Genomic DNA, 18820 nt, shown 5'->3' on the forward strand with positions numbered 1-18820 from the left:
CATCAGGCGACGGCCTTCGCGCCGATCCCGTACAGAAGCAAGTGCCCGGCGAGTGGATGACGCGAAAAGGGATTGACTAACCAAGGCCCGTTACAGAAGCCCGGATGAAGCGAAGCGTAATCCGGGACAGCGTCTTATGCGGACGGGGCAGACCCCGGATTTCGCTTCGCTTCATTCGGGCTACGGCAGAGGTGCCGGCCATGTTACAAGCCGCCGCATGATTCCATGGGAAAAGATCGATACCACGCGCATTCCCGGCACCGAGGGTGAATTGCGTCTGATGCGGCGAGGCCGCGAATTTTCGATCATGCTCGGCACCAACGAGCTGATGAACAGCCGCCTGTCGGGCTCGGAAGAGGCGTTGGCGACGCTTGCCGCGAAGAAGATCGAGACGGTCGAACGGCCGCATTTTCTGATCGGCGGCCTCGGCATGGGCTTTACGCTGCGGGCCGCACTCGCCGTGCTCGGGCCCGAGGCGAGAATCGTGGTGGCCGAACTGGTGCCGGCTGTCGTTGCCTGGGCGCGAGGCCCGATGGCGGAGATCTTCGGCGACAGCCTGAACGATCCGCGTGTGAATATCCGGGAGGAGGATGTTGCCAGCGTGATCGAACGCCAACCGCTCAGCTTCGATGCCATCCTGCTCGACGTCGATAACGGGCCTGAAGGTCTCACCCGCAAGGCCAATGACGCGCTGTATGATGTCTCCGGGCTCAAGATCGCACACGCCGCGTTGCGGCGCGGCGGCGTGCTCGCCGTCTGGTCGTCCGGTCCGAATGCCAAGTTCCCGAAATCGCTCACCCGGGCCGGGTTCGCGGTCAACGAAATTGCCGTCCGCGCCACCGGCCGAGGCCGCGGTGTCCGCCACGTGATCTGGATCGCGGTCAAGCAATAGCGGGCGTCCCGGCGCGCTCGCCAGCCTGATCATGCCAGTGGCTGAACACAAGCCATCACGATGCCTCAGAACATCGTGTTGCTGTTGGCGGGATTCTCCGGAATGGGCTGCGCCACGTCCCAATGCTCGACGATCTTGCCGTCCTCGAGCTTGAAGATGTCGACGATCGCGTTGCCGCGGGTGCCGGGCTCGCGCACGGCGTGGACGTGCAAAATCACGTAGTCGCCGTCGACGAATGAGCGCTTGATCTCGCTGTGCGAGTTCGGAAACTTCTCGCGCAGGAAGCGGATGAACTTGCGGAAGCCTTCCGGGCCGTCGGCCGCGCCGGGATTGTGCTGCACATAGCGGTTGCCGACATAGGCGAGCGCCGCGTCGGCGTCCTTCTGGTTCAGCCCCTTCTCGTAGAACGCCAGCACCGCCTTGCGGTTGGCTTCCTGCTGCGCTTCGCTGGCAGCCGCCATTGCCGATGAAGACGCGAGCGCGAGGAGGAGAGCGGCGACGGCTGTCTGTGGCCGGAGGATGGTCTTCATCTGGTTGCTCCCGGTGGCTGAGCGGTGGATAGCGCTCTCTACAGCGTCCATGCCGCGCCCGGAAGAACGCACTCCCGGCTCACATGGTTACCGGGAGATACCGGAGCCCCGTTCCGATTGAATCGGGACGGGACTCTCGATTCTGGCTTTGAGGCGTTTTCTTCCCGCGAACCGGTATCCACTTCGCTCGAAAACGCTCCGGCCTCACGCCGCCTTCGCCGCCGCGCCATGCGCGTGCTTGTCGATGGCGTCGATGATCTGCGGCCACATCGGAATCGGCAGGGCGTGGCCCATGCCCTCGATCATCACGAGCTTCGCGCCCGGGATCGAGACCGCGGTGTCCTTGCCGCCTTCGGGATGCACCAGCGGATCGATGGTACCGTGGATCACCAGCGTCGGCGCCTTGACGCCGCGCAGGCGCTCCTTGCGGCTGCCGGAGGCGAGGATGGCGCGGAGCTGCCGGCTGACGCCCTCCGGATTGAGGCCGCGCTCGAAGGTGCGCCGCGCGCGTTCGGGATCGAGCGCCTCATCTTCAGGGAACGAGCCGTTACGCAGGACTTTCCAGGTCTGCCCGAAGCGGACGAAATACTCTTCCTTGCTCTTCGGTGGCGGCGCCATCAGCACTGCGGTCGCCTCGCGGGTCGGGCCCGGGATCTTTGGATTGCCCGTGGTCGACATGATCGAGGTCAGCGAGCGCACGCGTTCGGGGAAGGTGATGGCAACCTCCTGCGCGATCATGCCGCCCATCGAGGCCCCGACCAGATGCGCGGTGCGGATGCCGAGCACATCCATCAGCCCGATCGTGTCCCTCGCCATGTCGGCCAGCTTGTAGGGCGCTGCGACCGGGATCTTCAGGAAGCGGAGCTTGAGAAGTTCGAGCGCGGTCAGCCGCTTGCCGCCGCTCAGGCGGGAGGATTTGCCGATATCCCTGTTGTCGAATCGGATGACGCGAAAACCGCGCGCGGCGAGCTGGCGGCAGAACTCGTCGTCCCAATGGATCATCTGGGCGCCGAGGCCCATGATCAGGAGCAGCGGCTCGGCATGCGCATCGCCAAACATCTCGTAGCAGATGTCGATGCCATTGGCGCGGATGATCTGCGGCGGCTGATGGGCGAGCGTGGTCACGGGCGTCCCCTGCTGGTGTCGCGGTCAGGAACCTCTATGCCATGGATTGACGCAGCGCAGAAGAGCCTCGGCGTCGCTGGTCGCGCCGCGCTGTTGACCGATCAGCAGCAACAGTGTCGTATGGCAGAAACAAATGGAAGCGCGGCAAGCGCCCGAAATTGGTGTGGAGGAGCGCCGCATGGCCGACAAGGGCAACGACCCTGCCGTGATCTGGCAGACGATGATTGGCGAGATGGAGAAGGGGTTCAATTCCTTCGGCAACCAGCTCATGAGCTCGCCGGAATTTTCCAAGGCGATGAACCAGGCCGGCGGCGTCGCGGCCGGTGCGCAGAAGCAGCTCGGCGAGCTGATGGAGAAATATCTGCTGGCGATGAACCTGCCGAGCCGCGCCCAGCTCGTCGGCATGGCGGAACGCCTGCAATCGATGGAGAACCAGCTCAACGAAATCAAGACGCTGCTGCAGCAGGTGCACCACAATTCGCTGGCGCCGGACGACGGCCACGGCGCAACGCCGCGGCCACCGCGCACCAAGCAGCCGCCAGCGGACGGAGGCAGCAAATGAATGCTCCCACCCCCTTTGATTTCGCCTCGATCTCCGAGCGGGTCCAGTCCGAGGTGCAGCGCGCGATCCAGCGCAGCATCAAGGGCGTCGAGTATTTCTCGAGCTCCGGCCCGTCGCTCGGCTCGACGCCGAAAGATGTGCTGTATTCGCGCGGCACCATGAACCTCTATCACTACCGGCCGCTGGCCAGCGAAGTCTATCGCGTGCCGGTCCTGATCGTGATGGCGACCACCAACCGCGGCTACATCCTCGACCTGGTGCCGGGGCAGAGCTTCATCGAATTCCTGCTCAGGCGCGGCTTCGACGTCTACATGCTGGACTGGAGTGCGCCGAAGCCGGAGGAAAAATCGCTGCGCATGGAGGATTACGTCCTCGACTTCATTCCGGAATCGGTCCGCCGCGTGCAGCAGGATTCCGGCGAAAAGGACGTCTCGGTGATCGGCTATTGCTTCGGTGGCGTGCTGTCGCTGCTCTACGGCTCGATCTTCAACGACGGGCCGATGAAGAACCTGATCTGCTTCACCACGCCGATCGATTTCCGCGAGATGAAGCTGTTCTCGAATTTCGCCGACCGTCGTTATTTCGACGTCGACCGCCTGATCGACAGCACCGGCAACATGCCGCCCGAACTGATCCTGCAATCGTTCGACATGTTGCGGCCGGCCGCGCGTGTCGTCGGCCAGATCCAGCTCTGGGACAACATCTGGAACGACGAGTTCGTCAAGTCGTACCGGATGTTCGATCGCTGGGCGACCGACACGCTGCCGCTCGCGGGCGAATATTTCCGCGCCATCACCAAGGACCTGATGTGGGACAACAAGCTCTACAACGACACCATGACCGTCGGCGGCCGCGAGGCAAAGCTTGCCGACATCAAGGTGCCGATCCTGCACGCGGTCGCCGAGCACGACCACATCGTGCCGTATGATGCGGCAAAGCATCTGATCACCAAGATCGGCTCCGAGGACAAGGAGGAGGTGATGCTGAAAGGCGGTCACGTCTCGCTGGTCGCCGGCGCCAATGCAATCAAGCGGCTGTGGCCGAAACTGGACTCCTGGCTGGGCAAAAGATCGACCTAAGAAGGGTCGACTTGAGAGAGATCGACATGACCGAACAACGTTCCTATCCGCGTCGCGTCAAGACCGAGGCGGGCGACATCGAGTTTCGCCTGATGATTCGGGACCACGAGGCCGCGGTGCTGGCCTTCGCGCAAAAGCTGCCGACGCATGATCTCTTGTTCCTGCCGCGCAATATCAGCCAGCCGAAGGTGCTGTCGGCCTGGATCAACGAGATCGAGCGCGGCGACATCACGAGCCTGCTCGCGATCAAGGACGGCAAGGTGGTCGGCTGCGGCACCCTGGTGCGCGATCCGCATTCCTGGTCGCCGCATGTCGGCGAGATCCGGATGGTGGTGTCGCTCGACGTGCGCGGGCAGGGCGTCGGCCGGGCATTGTCGCAGGAGACCTTCGCCATCGCGCTCGGTGCCGGGCTGGAGAAGTTCTCGGTGCAGATGACCATCGACCAGCGGGCGGCGATCGCGCTGTTCGAGAGCCTCGGCTTCAAGGCCGAGGCCCTGCTGCGCGACCATGTCCGCGACGTCGAGGGCAAGACCCACGACATTGTCGTGCTGGGGCACAATGTGGCGCAGGTTCGGGCACAGATGGAGGCGTACGGGGTCTCTGACGCGGTAAGCGGTAATTAGAAACCGTTTGATGCCGGCTCACTAAGCAATCTGCCGGACATTCATGCTGTTCACAGGTTCGTGATATCGCGCTGCAACATAGATGTTGCGGTGCATCATGAGCCGTGTCATAACACGGTTGCCCCGGGCCAAACCGGACGGGGTGAGCCCATAGCTCAAACCTGAGGATGGAGAGACCCCAATGACCACCGAAACCAATTCCGTGCTGAACAGCGTCAAGGAAGCCTTCGCGCCCGTCACCGAGGCGTTCACCAAGCTTCAGAACCTGGAAGTTCCGGAAGCCGCCCGTGAGTTCGTGAAGAAGCAGGCCGAGGCCGCCAAGACCCGCGCTGCCGATGCCTATGCCGGCTCGGAGAAGGTGACGAACGTGATCGAGTCCGCTGTTGCCGGTTCGGTGACCGAAGCCGCCAAGATCAGCCGCAACATCCAGCAGGCGATCTACCAGGACGCCGAGGCGTTCTTCGCCGGTATCGACAAGCTCGCGTCGGCCAAGTCGCTGAGCGAAGCCGCCCAGATCCAGTCGGAGCTGGCCCGTGCGCGTGGCGAACTGTTCGTCTCGCGGGCGAAGGCCACCACCGAATATCTCGGCAAGCTCGTCACCGACGGTGCGAAGACCGCGCAGGACAACTTCGCCAAGGTCTACGGCAAGACCGCCTGATCGCGGCCGCGCTGACCAACTGCCCTTTTCGAAGGCCCGCCATTTTGCGGGCCTTCTTTTTTGGCGGTGTCCTTCATAGCTCATGTGTCCACCGTCATTCCGGACGACGCGAAGCGGCGATCCGGAATCTCGAGATTCCCCGGTGCGCAATTGCGCACCTGAGGTTCGTGCTTCGCACGCCCCGGAATGACGGCGGTGAGCCATGCTATGCTTCGTTCGTCACCCCTGCGAAACCCCATGACCCTTCCCGCCGCCCTCATCGCAACGCCAGTCGACGTCGAACGCGCGGCCGAGCTGCGGCGCGTCAAGTGGCTGGCGACCGGCGTGCTGGCGGCAACCTTCATCATCTTCATCGCAGCGAAGGCGCTGCTGCCGGTGCACCCGGTGTTCGGTTTCATCGCGGCATTTGCCGAGGCTGCAACCATCGGCGGCCTCGCCGACTGGTATGCCGTCGTCGCCTTGTTCAAGCGGCCGCTCGGCCTGCCGATCCCGCATACCGCGATCATCCAGAGCAATCAGGCGCGCATCGCCGAGAAGCTCGGCGAATTCATCGAGAACAATTTCCTGGAATCCGGGCCGGTCGAGGCCAAGCTGCGCGAGATCGATTTCGGTTCGTTCATCGCCGACTGGCTGCGCGACCGCAAACGTTCGGAGGATCTCGCCCGCTTCGTGCTGCGGATGCTGCCCGAGGCATTCGCGGCGACCGAGAGCTCGGGATTGATGCAGTTCATCAGCCGCCGCGTCACGACGCAGGTGCTCTCGATCGACCTCGCGCCGCTTGCGGCCGGCGCGCTGCGCGGCTTCGTGCAGGAGGGCAAGCATGGCGGCCTGCTCGACGACATCCTGCGCGTGTTGCACCAGACGCTGACGCAGCAGGAGACCATGGCCGTGATCCGCGACAAGGTCCGCGCCGAGATGCCGACGCTGCTCAGGCTCTATCGTGCCGACAAGTTCGTGGTGAACCGGATCATCGCGTCCGCCACGAAGTTCTTCGAGGAAGTGCGCAACGATCCGCAGCATCCGTTCCGCGGCGAGTTCGACCGCATGCTGCTGTCCTTTGTCGACCGGCTCGGCAGCGACAAGGCATTCGCCGACCGCATCGATGGTCTCAAGCGCGATTTGATGGCGCGGCCCGAGCTTGCCAATCTCGGGCGCACCATCTGGGCCAACGTCAAGGACTTCATCGAACGCAGCGCCTCGGGCGAGTCGCAGGTGCTGCAGCATCAGCTGGCGCGAATGCTGGTCGAGGCCGGCGACGCGCTCGACGGCGACACCGACCTGCGCGGCGAGATCAATCAGGGCCTGGTGGCGATCCTGCGCACCGTCGTCGCCGAGCAGAAGAGCGGCGTCTCGGGCTTCATCGCCGACCAGATGAAGAGCTGGGACATGGAGCAGCTGATCTCCCTGATCGAGGTCAATGTCGGCAAGGATCTGCAATACATCCGCTTCAACGGCGCGCTGATCGGTGGGCTTGCCGGCCTTGCGCTTTACACCCTGGAATACACGCTGCGGCTGCTGTGACCGATTGGGCACGAACGTCACTTTAGTTGTGGCAAGTGTGACCCGGACCGCTTGCACGAAAGTGTCCGGTTCCCTAGCTTTTCAGGACAGATTGTTGCGTTGCGGAACGATTCCGCCGGGTTTGAGTCAATCCCGTTGACCATTCTCGTTGGTCCCATTGCCGGCGGTCCTGCCGGAAGAGGAGCTGAAATGTCCGTTGCTGCGCAGACGATACGCCCGCCGTCCAGGACACTGATGTTCCTGGAAGGCCGCGCCATTCATGAGCTCGGCGCCTTTCTTGGTGCATTGCCGCTGCTCAGCCTCGCGCCGCGCGGCGATGGGCATCCGGTGCTGGTGCTGCCGGGGCTGATCGCTTCCGACATGTCGACCCGGCCGCTGCGCGACTTTCTCAGGAGCAAGGGCTACGCCGTCAGCGGCTGGCGCCAGGGCCGCAATCTCGGGCTTCGCGCCGGCGTGCAGGACGGGATGGTCGAGCTGCTGCAGGAGATGAATGAAACCGCCGGCCGCAAGGTCTCGGTGGTCGGCTGGAGCCTCGGCGGCCTCTATGCGCGCCAGCTCGCCAAGATGATGCCGGAGCGCGTGCGCCAGGTGATCACGCTCGGCAGCCCGTTTGCCGCCGGCCCGAAGTCGACCAACGCCTGGCGCGTCTATGAGATGGCCAGCGGGCGTCGTGCCGACGAGGAGGACCAGCGTTTCGGCGGCTCGCTCGCCAGCGCGCCGCCGGTGCCGACCACCGCGATCTTCAGCCGCACCGACGGCGTCTGCGCCTGGCAGGGCTGCCGCGAGCAGGCCTCGTCGATGACCGACAGCATCGAGGTCGAGAGCAGCCATTGCGGCATGGGTCATCACCCGGCCGTGGTCTACGCGGTCGCCGATCGCCTCGCGCAGAAGGAAGGCGAGTGGGCGCCGTTCGATCGCAGCGGCTGGCGCAGCATCGTCTATCCGGATCCCAATCGCTGACATGTCTCTTCCTTGCCTCGCCCCGCTTGCGGGGGAGGCCGGATCGCATGAAGCGCAGCGCAATGCGATCCGGGTGAGGGGAGTCTCCACGAGCGCAACTCGCACCGTGATTGCGGAGAGCCCCCTCATCCCGAGCTTCTCCCCGCACGCGGGGAGAAGGAGAAGACCCTGCATTGTCGTGAATCGACAAAACGCGCTATGCGTTGGGCATGTCACAGCCGCTTGCCCGCATCGTCGATCAGCTGAAGCGCGAGCCGTCACGCACCGGCTCGATCATCATCACCGTGTTCGGCGATTCCATCGTGCCGCGCGGCGGCTCGGTGTGGCTCGGCACGCTGCTGGAATTCTTCAAGTTCCTCGACATCGACGGCAATGTGGTGCGCACCGCGATGTCGCGGCTCGCCGCCGATGGTTGGCTCGAGCGCAACAAGGTCGGCCGCAACAGTTTTTATCGGCTGAACGCCAAGGGCCGGCAGACCTTCGACACCGCGACTCGGCACATCTACGATCCGCCGCCGTCGGACTGGACCGGCCGCTTCGAGCTGTTGTTGATCGGCAATGCCGAGGACCGCGACGCCGCGCGCGAGGCGTTGAAGAATGCCGGCTTCGGCAGCCCGCTGCCCGGCGTGTGGGTCGCGCCGTCGGGCGTACCGATCCCCGATGAAGCGTCGCGTGCGATCCGTCTCGAAGTCTCCGCGGAAGATGACAGCGGACGCCGGCTGCTCAGCGAGAGCTGGCCGCTCGACCGCACCGCGGGCGCCTATCTGAAGTTCATGAAGACGTTCGAGCCGCTGCACGGCTTGATCATCCGCGGCGAGACGCTGAGCGACGCCGACGCCTTCACCGCGCGCATTCTCTTGATCCACCATTACCGGCGGGTCGTGCTGCGTGATCCGCTGCTGCCGTATCAGCTGCTGCCGAAGGACTGGCCGGGCAGGGCGGCGCGGAAACTCTGCGGCGAGATCTATCGCGGGCTGCTTTCGCCGTCGGAACAATGGCTTGACGATCATGCGACCAACGAGGACGGGCCGCTGCCGAAGCCCAACGGGGCGGTGGCGCACCGTTTCGAGGGCGTCTGAACATATTACAAAAACTTCTTGCATTCGAAAATTTGTGTTATATATTCCTGCCTAACAGCACATTGGGAGGTCGGCCATGTACACGCAGGCGCTCAACTCATCCGACGGCGACGATCGCGGCGTCGAGGATGTCGCCCGTGCCAGTCAGTTCCAGGCCCGCATCGATGCCGATGAGCGCATCGAGCCGAACGACTGGATGCCTGCCGCCTACCGCAAGACGCTGACGCGGCAGATTTCCCAGCACGCCCATTCCGAAATCGTCGGCATGCTGCCGGAGGGCAACTGGATCACCCGCGCGCCGTCGCTGCGCCGCAAGGCTGCGCTGCTCGCCAAGGTGCAGGACGAATGCGGCCACGGCCTCTATCTCTACGCTGCCGCCGAGACGCTCGGCACCTCGCGCGAGGAGCTGGTCGATGCGATGCTATCGGGCAAGGCGAAATATTCCTCGATCTTCAATTATCCGACGCTGACCTGGGCCGACATCGGCACCATCGGCTGGCTGGTCGACGGCGCCGCGATCATGAACCAGATCCCGCTGTGCCGCTGCTCCTACGGCCCCTATGCGCGCGCGATGATCCGCGTCTGCAAGGAAGAGTCGTTCCACCAGCGCCAGGGCTTTGAGATCATGGTGACGCTGTGCCGCGGCACCGCGGAGCAGAAGGCGATGGCGCAGAACGCGCTCGATCGCTGGTGGTGGCCGGTGCTGATGATGTTCGGTCCGCCGGACCAGGTCAGCCAGCACAGCGACACCTCGACCAAATGGAAGATCAAGCGCTTCTCCAATGACGAGCTGCGCCAGAAATTCATCGACGCCACCGTCCCGCAGGCCGAATTCCTGGGCCTGACGATCCCCGATCCCGGCATGAAGCAGAACGCTAACGGCAATTGGGAACACAGCCCGATCGACTGGGACGAGTTCAAGCAGGTGCTGGCAGGCAACGGCCCCTGCAACCGCGATCGTCTCGCCGCGCGCCGCAAGGCGCATGAGGAGGGTGCCTGGGTGCGCGAGGCCGCGATGGCCTATGCCGAGAAGCGCAAGCGCCGCCAGCTCGCGCAAGCCGCAGAATAAGGGAGCGCCGAGATGGCCACGCCGAACGTTCCGCTCTGGGAAGTCTTCATCCGCAGCCGCAATGGCCTGGCGCACAAGCATGTCGGCTCGCTGCACGCGGCCGACGCGACGCTCGCCCTGCAGGCCGCGCGCGACATCTACACCCGCCGCGGCGAGGGATTGTCGATCTGGGTGGTGCCCTCGAACGCGATCACCGCGTCCGATCCGTCCGAGAAGGGCATGATGTTCGAGCCGGCGGAATCCAAGATCTACCGCCATCCGACCTTCTACGACGTCCCCGACGAAGTCGGGCATATGTGAATTTCACCTGTCATGGTGAGGAGGCGCGCAGCGCCGTCTCGAACTATGACGCCCGATCGTAACCGCGGCCATCCTTCGAGACACCTGCTGCGCAGGCTCCTCAGGATGACGTCGAGCAAGTGGATGCAGGTGGAATAGAGAACATGGCAACCGCCAACATCGAAGTCTCCGAAACGCCGCTGGTGCTCTACGCGCTGCGCCGCGCCGACGACGCGCTGATCCTCGGCCATCGGCTGTCCGAATGGTGCGGCCATGCGCCCGCCATGGAAGAGGACATGGCGCTCGCCAATATGGGCCTCGACCTGCTCGGCCAGGCTCGTGAGCTCTACACCTACGCGGCCAAGGTCGAAGGCCGAGGCAACGACGAAGACAAGTTCGCCTATCTGCGCGACGTCAGGCAGTACCGCAACCTGCTGCTGGTCGAGCAGCCGAACGGCGACTTTGCCCGCACCATGGTGCGGCAATTCTTCTACGCGGCATTCGCCGATCTCTACTGGCGCGCGATGATGGCCTCGTCCGATCCGACGCTCGCGGCGATCGCGGCGAAGTCGGAGAAGGAGAGCGCCTATCATGTCAGGCATTCGTCGGAATGGATCGTCCGTCTCGGCGACGGCACCGAGGAGAGCCATCGCCGCGCCCAGGACGCGATCGACGACCTCTGGGCCTATACCGGCGAGATGTTCGCCGTGGACGATGGTGAGCGCAGCCTAATCGACGCCGGCATCGCGATCGATCCCGCGGCGCTGCAGCCGCGCTGGCGGAAGACGGTCACCCGCATCATCAACGAGGCGACGCTGTCGTTGCCGAAGAGCGATTGGATGCAGCAGGGCGGCCGCAGCGGCCGGCACAGCGAGCATCTCGGCCATCTCCTCAGCGAGCTGCAGTCGCTGCAGCGGACCTTTCCGGGGGCGACATGGTGACCGTTGCGCTCAGCGACGCCGATCTGCGCCGGCGCGCCTGGCGCGCGGCCGCGCAGGTGGTCGATCCCGAGATCCCGGTGCTGACCATCGCCGATCTCGGCGTGCTGCGCGATGTCGCGGTCCACGACGGTCACGTCGAGGTCGCGATCACGCCGACCTATTCCGGCTGTCCCGCGATGAACATGATCGCGCTCGAGATCGAGCTCGCGCTGGCGCGCGAAGGCATTCATAAGCCGAAGGTCCGCACCGTGCTGTCGCCGGCCTGGACCTCCGACTGGATGAGCGAGGACGGCCGCCGCAAGCTGAAGGAATACGGCATCGCGCCGCCGCTGCCGGGCTCCTCGCGCCGCGCGCTGTTCGGCGAGCAGCATGTGATGTGCCCGCAATGCGGCTCCGTTGATACCGAGCTGCTCTCCGAATTCGGCTCGACCTCCTGCAAGGCGCTGTGGCGCTGCAGGAGCTGCCGTGAACCCTTCGATTACTTCAAGTGTCATTGACCATGTCGACACCGCGCTTTCACCGCCTGTCCGTCAGCGATCTGCGCCGCGAAGCGTCGGACGCAATCTCGATGACTTTTGCGATCCCCGACGATCTGCAAGGCGACTACCGTTTCACGCCGGGCCAGTATCTGACGCTGCGCACCACGATGGACGGCGAGGAGGTTCGCCGTTCCTATTCGATCTGTTCCGGCCCCGACGATGGCGAGCTGCGCATCGCGGTGAAGAAGGTCGACGGCGGCGCGTTCTCGAACTGGGCGGCCGAGGAATTGAAGACCGGCGACGAGCTCGACGTGATGACGCCGACCGGCCGTTTCGGCGTCGCCCACGCGCCGGGCGAGGCGCGGACCTATGTCGGCTTTGCCGCCGGTAGCGGCATCACGCCGATCCTCTCGATCATCAAGGGCGTGCTGGCGCGCGAGCCGGACAGCCGCTTCTTCCTGTTCTACGGCAACCGTTCGACTGAGGGCGTCATGTTCCGCGAGGCGCTGGAGGAGCTGAAGGACCGCTTCATGCAGCGGCTCTCGGTATTCCACGTCATCTCGGGCGAGGAGCAGGACATTCCGATCCTGCACGGCCGGCTCGACGGCGAGAAGGTGCGGGTGCTGCTGCGCTCGCTGGTGCCGGCCGAGACGGTCGATCACGTCTTCGTCTGCGGTCCGGCCGCGATGAGCGAGACCATCGAGGCCACCTGCCGCGAGATCGGCATCGCCGACGAGCGCATCCATGTCGAACGCTTCGTGTCGGAATTCGGCGGCAAGCCGCGGGCGAAGGTCGTCGTTCCGGCCGGCGCGCCGCCGAAGGCGATTGCCGGGCTGATCATCGACGGCAAGCGCCGCGAGGTCCCGGTGGCCGACGGCGAGTCGATCCTCGACGCTGCGCTGCGCGCCGGCATGGACCTGCCGTTTGCCTGCAAGGGCGGCATGTGCTCGACCTGCCGCGCCAAGCTGGTCGAAGGCGAGGCGCCGATGGACCTGAACTATTCGCTGGAGCCGTGGGAGCTGAAGGCGGGGTTCATCCTCACCTGTCAGGCCAAGCCGTGCTCTGAGAAGGTCGTGGTCGACTACGACCACGTCTGAGATTGTCGTCATTCCGGGTTCGCTGCTGCGCATCGCCCCGGAATGACGGAAGTAGCGTTGACGCCTCGTGCGTCGCGCTTGAAATTGAAGTTCGGCACAAGAGGCCCTCCGCAACGGGCCCGCGCACAGGGAGTTCGATGTGAACGTGAAGGCCACGCTATCGCCCGAGGACGTTGCCCGCGCCTGCGCGGACGCGATGTGGAAGGAAGACGACGCCAGCAAGGGTCTCGGCATGGAGCTCGTCGAGATCAGGCCGGGGCAGGCGGTGATGGCGATGACGGTGCAGCCGCACATGGTCAACGGCCAGCGCATCTGTCATGGCGGCTACATCTTCACGCTGGCCGATTCAGCCTTCGCCTTTGCCTGCAACAGCCGCAACGATCGCGCGGTGGCGGCGCAGGGCAACGTCACTTTCATCCGGCCCGGCAAGCTTGGCGACCGCCTGGTGGCGACCGCGCGCGAGATCTCGCGCAATGGCCGCTCGGGAATCTACGACGTGAGCGTGACCTCCGGCGACAGCGTGATCGCCGAATTCCGCGGGCATTCGCGCGTGATAGCGGGCACCTGGCTGCCCGATACGGACATCAAGGCATAAAGGCTTCAGGGGAAACGTCGATGGCAACGGCAAAGCTCAAGGTCAAGGACAGCGGTTATCACGCCGAGCTCGATGCGGCCGAGCGCGCCTCGCGCGACGAGATCATGGCGCTGCAGACCAGGCGGCTGGCCTGGTCGCTCAAGCATGCCTATGACAATGTCGCGCACTACAGGAAGGCGTTCGATGCCGCCGGCGTGCAGCCGTCCGATTTCAGGCAGCTTCCCGATCTCGCCAAATTTCCGTTCACGGTGAAGACCGATCTGCGCGACAATTATCCCTTCAACATGTTCGCGGTGCCGCGCGAGCAGCTGGTGCGGGTCCATGCCTCCTCGGGCACGACCGGCAAGCCGATCGTGGTCGGCTACACCAAAGCCGACATCGACACCTGGGCGGACGTGATGGCGCGCTCGATCCGCGCCGCCGGCGGCCGCACCGGCATGCTGATGCACAACGCCTATGGCTATGGCCTGTTCACCGGCGGCCTCGGCGCGCATTACGGCGCCGAGCGGCTGGGTTGCACGGTGATCCCGATCTCGGGCGGCATGACCGAGCGGCAGGTGCAGCTCATCAATGATTTCCGGCCCGACATCATCACGGTGACGCCGAGCTACATGCTGGCGATCCTCGACGAGTTCAAGCGACAGGGCCTCGACCCCCGCAAATCGTCGCTCAAGTTCGGCATCTTCGGCGCCGAGCCCTGGACCAATGCGATGCGCGTCGAGATCGAGCAGGCGTTCGACATGGACGCCACCGACATCTATGGCTTGTCGGAGGTGATCGGTCCCGGCGTCGCGCAGGAATGCGTGGAGACCAAGGATGGCCTGCACATCTGGGAGGACCACTTCTACCCGGAGGTGATCGATCCCCTGACCGGCAAGGTGCTGCCCGACGGCGAGAAGGGCGAGTTGGTGTTCACCTCGCTGACCAAGGAAGCCTTTCCGATCATCCGCTACCGCACCCGCGACCTGACGCGGCTGTTGCACGGCACGGCGCGGCCCGGCATGCGGCGGATGGAGAAGGTGACCGGCCGCTCCGACGACATGATCATCCTGCGCGGCGTCAACGTGTTCCCGACCCAGATCGAGGAAGCGCTGCTGGCGACCGACTGGTGCGGCGGTCACTTTGTCATCGAGCTGACCCGTGAGGGCCGCATGGACGAGATGACGGTGCTCGCCGAAGCCCGGCCGGAGAGCTGGGACGGCGAGGGGCTGACTGCACACGCCGAGAAGGTCTCCGCCTTCATCAAGAACACGATCGGCATCTCCACCCGCGTCCGCGTCGTTGCGCCCGAGACGCTGGAGCGTTCGCTCGGCAAGGCGAAACGTGTTTACGACAAGCGGCCGAAAGAATAGCCTAATCCCTGCAATTCAACAGGGCGCAGGGTATGGCCGACACCAATGAAACGACCGCTGCGGAGATCCTGGCTGATATCCGCGCCGGCAAGGTAACGGCGGTCAGTGTCGTCGAGGCCGCGCTCGATCGTGCGGAGCGGCTCAAGCACCTTAACGCCTTCATCGTGCTGAACCGCGACGGCGCGCTGGCCGCGGCGCGCGAGGTCGATGCCGGGACGCGGACCGGCGTGCTGGCCGGGCTTCCGATCGTCGTGAAGGACAATATCAACACATCAGAACTGCCGACATCGGGCGGCACGCCGGCGCTGCAACACGCGCGGCCTGCGCGCAATGCGCCGTCGCTGCAAAAGCTGCTCGATGCGGGTGCCGTCGTCATCGGCAAGACCAATCTGCACGAGCTTGCCTTCGGCATCACCAGTACCAATCTCGCACCGTTCGCAGGACCGGTGCGGAATCCATACGACACCAGCCGGATCCCGGGCGGGTCGTCCGGCGGAACGTCGGCGGCGATCGCCGCGCGCATCGCCACCTGTGGCCTCGGATCGGACACCGGCGGCTCGACCCGCGTGCCCGCGGCGTTGACCGGGACCGTGGGCCTTCGGCCTTCAGTCGGCGATGGCGGCGCCGAGCGGCGTTATCACGATGACAACCAGGTGGTTCCGATCAGCCATACCCGCGACACCGTCGGCCCGATGGGACGCACCGTCGCCGATGTCGCGCTGCTCGATGCCGTGATGACAGGCACGCCGCTGGCAACGAGCATCCCGCTACGCGGCGTGCGTCTCGGCATTCCCGCCTGTTTCTGGAGCGGCCTCGATCGCGATGTCGAAGCCGTCGCCCGCGCAGCCTGCGCCCGGCTCTCGGCGGCCGGCGCGGTGCTGGTCGATGTCGACATGCCCGATCTGTTTGAGCAGAACGGCAAGGTGTCGTTTGTGGTCGCGTTGCACGAGCCGATCGCCGATATCCCGGCCTGGCTCGCCGCCTCCGGGATTGAAGGGATCACGCTGTCCGACATCGCGGCCGGCGTCGCCAGTCCTGATGTCGTCGGCGCATTCGGTGCCATCACTACGGACGCCTTCGGTGCCGCCTATGATGATGCAATCAAAGTGCAGCGGCCGGTGCTGCAGGCGATCTATGCCACCTACATCAGGGACAACGGGCTGGATGCGATCCTGTTTCCGACCACGATCGCGCCTGCACCGGTCATCGACGAAAACAACGGATCCGGCGAGATGTCGGTCAATGGCGGCGCGCAGGTGCCGACCTTCGGCACCTTGATCCGCAACACCGATCCCGGCAGCAATGCTGGCCTTCCCGGGCTGTCGCTCTATGCCGGCATGACGTCCGATGGCCTGCCGGTTGGGCTCGAGCTCGACGGTCCGGTCGGCAGCGATGCAAGGCTGCTCGGGCTCGGCCTGTCGATCGAGGCGATCCTGGGCACGGCCCCGCCGCCGAAGCTCTGACTCGGCCGGCCGCAACAAGCCCCTTGAATTGATCGGTCAGTCGATTAGTCATGGCCCGAGGCCATCCGGCCGCCACCATCCGCGTGCCTTGCGGCGCGCTCCATGACCGAGACTGGAACGCTGATGCCGCCGGCCCCGCAAGCAAACCGTCATCCTGTCGACGCGCGCTGCGTCCGCCTGCTGACGAAGGCGGAGAACGCGGCGGCGGTGGCGCCAGCGGTCGAGACCCTTGCGTTGTCGCGCGCGGCGGACGATCTGCTCATCGAGGTGAGGGCCGCCGCGGTCAATCCGTCCGACGTCAAGGCCGCGACCGGGCTGATGCCCTATGCCATATTCCCGCGTACCTCGGGCCGCGACTACGCCGGAGTCGTAATCGATGGTCCCGCTGAATTCATCGGGCGTGAGGTGTTCGGCTCGTCCGGCGACCTCGGCATCCGCCGCGACGGCACCCATGCCACGCATCTGGTGGTCGAGCGCGATGCCGTGGTGGAAAAACCCGCGGGCATTTCCTGGGACGAAGCCGCCGGGATCGGCGTGCCCTTCGTCACCGCGATGGAGGGCCTGCGCCGCGCCGGCCTGCCGAAGGCGGGCGAGACCGTGCTCGTGATGGGCGTCAACGGCAAGGTCGGGCAGGCCGCGGTGCAGATCGCGAGCTGGCACGGCGCGCGCGTGATCGGCGTGGTGCGCAAGAGCGAGCCCTATGAAGGCCACAGCAATTCGCCGGTCGAGGTGATCGACGCCTCGACCACCGACGTCGCCGCTCGCGTGCGCGAGCTGACCGGCGGCAAGGGCGCCAACATCGTCTACAACACGGTCGGCGATCCCTATTTCCAGGCCGCGCACAAGTCGCTGGCGCTGCGCGGCCGCCAGATCCTGATCGCGGCGGTCGACCGCATCGTGCAGTTCAACATCCTCGAATTCTACCGCGGCCAGCACACCTATGTCGGCATCGACACGCTTGCGCTGTCGTCGGTTGCGACCGGCGAGGTGTTGCGCGAGCTCGCGCCGGGCTTTGCCGGCGGACATCTGAAGCCATTCCCGATCAAGCCGAGCGCGATCTACCCGCTGGAACAGGCCAAGGCGGCGTTTGTTGCCGTGGCAGGTTCGTCGCGCGACCGTGTGATTTTGCGACCCTAGTTCACCGTCATTGCGAGGAGCGAAGCGACGAAGCAATCCATTTCTCTCCAGCGTGATAGTATGGATTGCTTCGCGTCGCTCGCAATGACGAACGTAATTGAAGGACTATTATGGACCCCGCCACGATCGTCATCATTGCCGCCCTGACCATCGGCCTCATCTATGGCTCGGTCGCGCTGCTCAGCGGCTTCTGCATGATGAGCGGCCTGCGCGGCTGGTGGGCGGAGGGCGACGGCCGCCTGGCGCGCACCTATGCGCTGGCGATGGGCGTCGCGATCGCGGCCTCGCAGCTGTTGGCGGCGGCAGGCCTCGTCGATCTCGGCAAGTCGATCTATCTGCAACCGTCCTTCTCGGCGCCGGTGATGTTCCTCGGCGGGCTCCTGTTCGGCTACGGCATGGTGCTGTCGAATGGCTGCGGCTCGCGGGCGCTGGTGCTGCTCGGGCGCGGCAATCTGCGCTCCTTCGTGGTCGTGATCGTGCTCGGCATTTTCGCCGAGATGACGCTGAAGGGCCTGATCGCCCCGGCGCGGATCGCGATGGTGCAGGCGTCACAGGCCACAGTGTCAGCCAATTCGGTGCCGGCGCTATTGGCGGACATCGGCCTCGGCGCGGTACCGGCGCGGATGGTGGCGGCCTCGGTTCTCGCAGCCCTCTTGATTATTTTCGCCTTTGCCCATGCGCCATTCCGCAAGTCACCGGGCCAGATCGCGGCCGGCCTGATCGTCGGCCTGCTGGTGGCGGGGGGCTGGTACGCGACCGGCTATCTCGGCGCCGATGATTTCAATCCGGTGCCGGTGACGTCGCTGACCTTCATCGCGCCGATCGCCGACGCCCTGCAATACGTCATGCTGTCGACCGGCTCGACGCTCAATTTCGGTATCGTCACCGTGTTCGGCGTGTTCGCCGGCAGCCTGATCACGGCCATCGCCACCGGGCGCTTCCAGCTCGAAGGCTACCGGTCGCCGCAGCATATGCTGCGCTCGGCGAGCGGCGCCGCGTTGATGGGCGCGGGCGGCGTGATGGCGTTCGGCTGCTCGGTCGGGCAGGGGCTGACTGGGCTGTCGACGCTCTCGCTGTCGTCCCTCATCGCGATCGCCGGCATCATGCTCGGCACCGGCGCCGGCCTGCGCGGGAGCTTGCGGGTCAGGCCGCTTGCGACGGCCTAGGACCGATCGACATTCAGGATTCCCAAGCGGTTTGATCGCTGATTCATAGAGTTCCGTGATTCGAGACACGGAGCAGATGGTGGCGGCGAAACGATATGAGCTGACGGAGGCGCAATGGGCGAGGATTGCGCCACTGCTGCCGGGGAAAGCTGGCGACCCGGGACGTACGGCTGCGGACAATCGACTGTTCGTCAACGGATGTTTGTGGGTTTT

At 65.1% G+C, this 18820-nt stretch carries 21 protein-coding genes; 19 read left to right on the plus strand and 2 right to left on the minus strand.

Going from position 1 to position 18820, the window contains the following annotated elements; all coding sequences use genetic code 11:
- Positions 1–217 precede the first annotated feature (217 nt).
- Entirely contained in the window at positions 218–892 is a 675-nt protein-coding gene (locus tag ACZBJS_RS39345) for a spermidine synthase (RefSeq protein ID WP_141340840.1), read from the plus strand.
- Between the two features lie 65 nt (positions 893–957).
- Here the strand turns inward: ACZBJS_RS39345 and ACZBJS_RS39350 are convergent, their stop codons facing one another.
- Both ACZBJS_RS39350 and ACZBJS_RS39355 read right to left on the minus strand, forming a co-directional pair.
- Positions 958–1422 (minus strand): nuclear transport factor 2 family protein, encoded by a 465-nt coding sequence (locus ACZBJS_RS39350; RefSeq protein WP_229190400.1) that lies wholly within the window; start codon positions 1420–1422, stop codon positions 958–960.
- A gap of 204 nt (positions 1423–1626) precedes the next feature.
- Complete coding sequence (locus ACZBJS_RS39355; RefSeq protein ID WP_463440087.1) at positions 1627–2547, minus strand: alpha/beta fold hydrolase; 921 nt, start codon at positions 2545–2547, stop codon at positions 1627–1629.
- Between the two features lie 178 nt (positions 2548–2725).
- On the opposite strand from ACZBJS_RS39355, the gene ACZBJS_RS39360 reads away from it, so the two are divergent.
- From ACZBJS_RS39360 to ACZBJS_RS39445, 18 genes are all read left to right on the plus strand, one after another.
- Positions 2726–3109, plus strand: a complete 384-nt coding sequence (locus ACZBJS_RS39360; protein ID WP_456784286.1) for a hypothetical protein — start codon at positions 2726–2728, stop codon at positions 3107–3109.
- On the plus strand, positions 3106–4188 hold the full coding sequence (locus ACZBJS_RS39365; protein WP_456781229.1) for a PHA/PHB synthase family protein: 1083 nt from the start codon (positions 3106–3108) through the stop codon (positions 4186–4188). The genes ACZBJS_RS39360 and ACZBJS_RS39365 overlap by 4 nt, the downstream gene beginning before the upstream one ends.
- Before the next feature lie 26 nt (positions 4189–4214).
- Complete coding sequence (locus tag ACZBJS_RS39370) at positions 4215–4811, plus strand: GNAT family N-acetyltransferase (protein ID WP_463440088.1); 597 nt, start codon at positions 4215–4217, stop codon at positions 4809–4811.
- A 181-nt stretch (positions 4812–4992) separates the two neighbouring features.
- The gene (locus tag ACZBJS_RS39375; RefSeq protein WP_028331816.1) at positions 4993–5469 is read left to right on the plus strand and encodes a phasin; all 477 of its coding nucleotides are present in this window, start codon (positions 4993–4995) and stop codon (positions 5467–5469) included.
- A 237-nt stretch (positions 5470–5706) separates the two neighbouring features.
- A complete protein-coding gene (locus ACZBJS_RS39380) occupies positions 5707–6990 on the plus strand; it encodes a DUF445 domain-containing protein (RefSeq protein WP_141340846.1) in 1284 nt (427 codons plus the stop codon).
- A gap of 189 nt (positions 6991–7179) precedes the next feature.
- Complete coding sequence (locus ACZBJS_RS39385; RefSeq protein ID WP_463440089.1) at positions 7180–7950, plus strand: esterase/lipase family protein; 771 nt, start codon at positions 7180–7182, stop codon at positions 7948–7950.
- 209 nt (positions 7951–8159) lie between these two features.
- Entirely contained in the window at positions 8160–9029 is an 870-nt protein-coding gene (paaX, locus tag ACZBJS_RS39390) for a phenylacetic acid degradation operon negative regulatory protein PaaX (protein ID WP_463440090.1), read from the plus strand.
- A gap of 76 nt (positions 9030–9105) precedes the next feature.
- A complete protein-coding gene (gene paaA / locus ACZBJS_RS39395; RefSeq protein WP_092083264.1) occupies positions 9106–10098 on the plus strand; it encodes a 1,2-phenylacetyl-CoA epoxidase subunit PaaA in 993 nt (330 codons plus the stop codon).
- A gap of 12 nt (positions 10099–10110) precedes the next feature.
- Positions 10111–10398, plus strand: coding sequence for a 1,2-phenylacetyl-CoA epoxidase subunit PaaB (paaB, locus tag ACZBJS_RS39400; RefSeq protein ID WP_016842890.1), 288 nt, complete (start codon positions 10111–10113; stop codon positions 10396–10398).
- Between the two features lie 143 nt (positions 10399–10541).
- Positions 10542–11318 (plus strand): 1,2-phenylacetyl-CoA epoxidase subunit PaaC, encoded by a 777-nt coding sequence (gene paaC, locus ACZBJS_RS39405; RefSeq protein WP_463440091.1) that lies wholly within the window; start codon positions 10542–10544, stop codon positions 11316–11318.
- On the plus strand, positions 11312–11815 hold the full coding sequence (gene paaD / locus ACZBJS_RS39410; protein ID WP_463440092.1) for a 1,2-phenylacetyl-CoA epoxidase subunit PaaD: 504 nt from the start codon (positions 11312–11314) through the stop codon (positions 11813–11815). Before paaC ends, paaD begins: the two co-directional genes overlap by 7 nt.
- Positions 11816–11817: 2 nt before the next feature.
- Positions 11818–12894 (plus strand): 1,2-phenylacetyl-CoA epoxidase subunit PaaE, encoded by a 1077-nt coding sequence (gene paaE / locus ACZBJS_RS39415; RefSeq protein WP_057017627.1) that lies wholly within the window; start codon positions 11818–11820, stop codon positions 12892–12894.
- Positions 12895–13033: 139 nt separating this feature from the next.
- On the plus strand, positions 13034–13489 hold the full coding sequence (paaI, locus tag ACZBJS_RS39420) for a hydroxyphenylacetyl-CoA thioesterase PaaI (protein ID WP_057017660.1): 456 nt from the start codon (positions 13034–13036) through the stop codon (positions 13487–13489).
- Positions 13490–13509: 20 nt separating this feature from the next.
- A complete protein-coding gene (gene paaK / locus ACZBJS_RS39425; RefSeq protein ID WP_057017628.1) occupies positions 13510–14841 on the plus strand; it encodes a phenylacetate--CoA ligase PaaK in 1332 nt (443 codons plus the stop codon).
- Positions 14842–14873: 32 nt separating this feature from the next.
- Positions 14874–16304: an indoleacetamide hydrolase gene (iaaH, locus tag ACZBJS_RS39430; RefSeq protein WP_057017629.1), complete on the plus strand. Its 1431-nt coding sequence runs from the start codon at positions 14874–14876 to the stop codon at positions 16302–16304.
- Positions 16305–16406: 102 nt separating this feature from the next.
- The gene (locus tag ACZBJS_RS39435; RefSeq protein ID WP_456866252.1) at positions 16407–17441 is read left to right on the plus strand and encodes a quinone oxidoreductase family protein; all 1035 of its coding nucleotides are present in this window, start codon (positions 16407–16409) and stop codon (positions 17439–17441) included.
- A 110-nt stretch (positions 17442–17551) separates the two neighbouring features.
- Positions 17552–18607, plus strand: coding sequence for a YeeE/YedE family protein (locus tag ACZBJS_RS39440; protein WP_057017630.1), 1056 nt, complete (start codon positions 17552–17554; stop codon positions 18605–18607).
- Between the two features lie 79 nt (positions 18608–18686).
- The coding region (locus tag ACZBJS_RS39445; RefSeq protein WP_463440093.1) for a transposase at positions 18687–18820 on the plus strand (134 nt) is incomplete at its 3' end.

It is taken from the genome of Bradyrhizobium sp. KZN70725 (genome assembly GCF_055264925.1).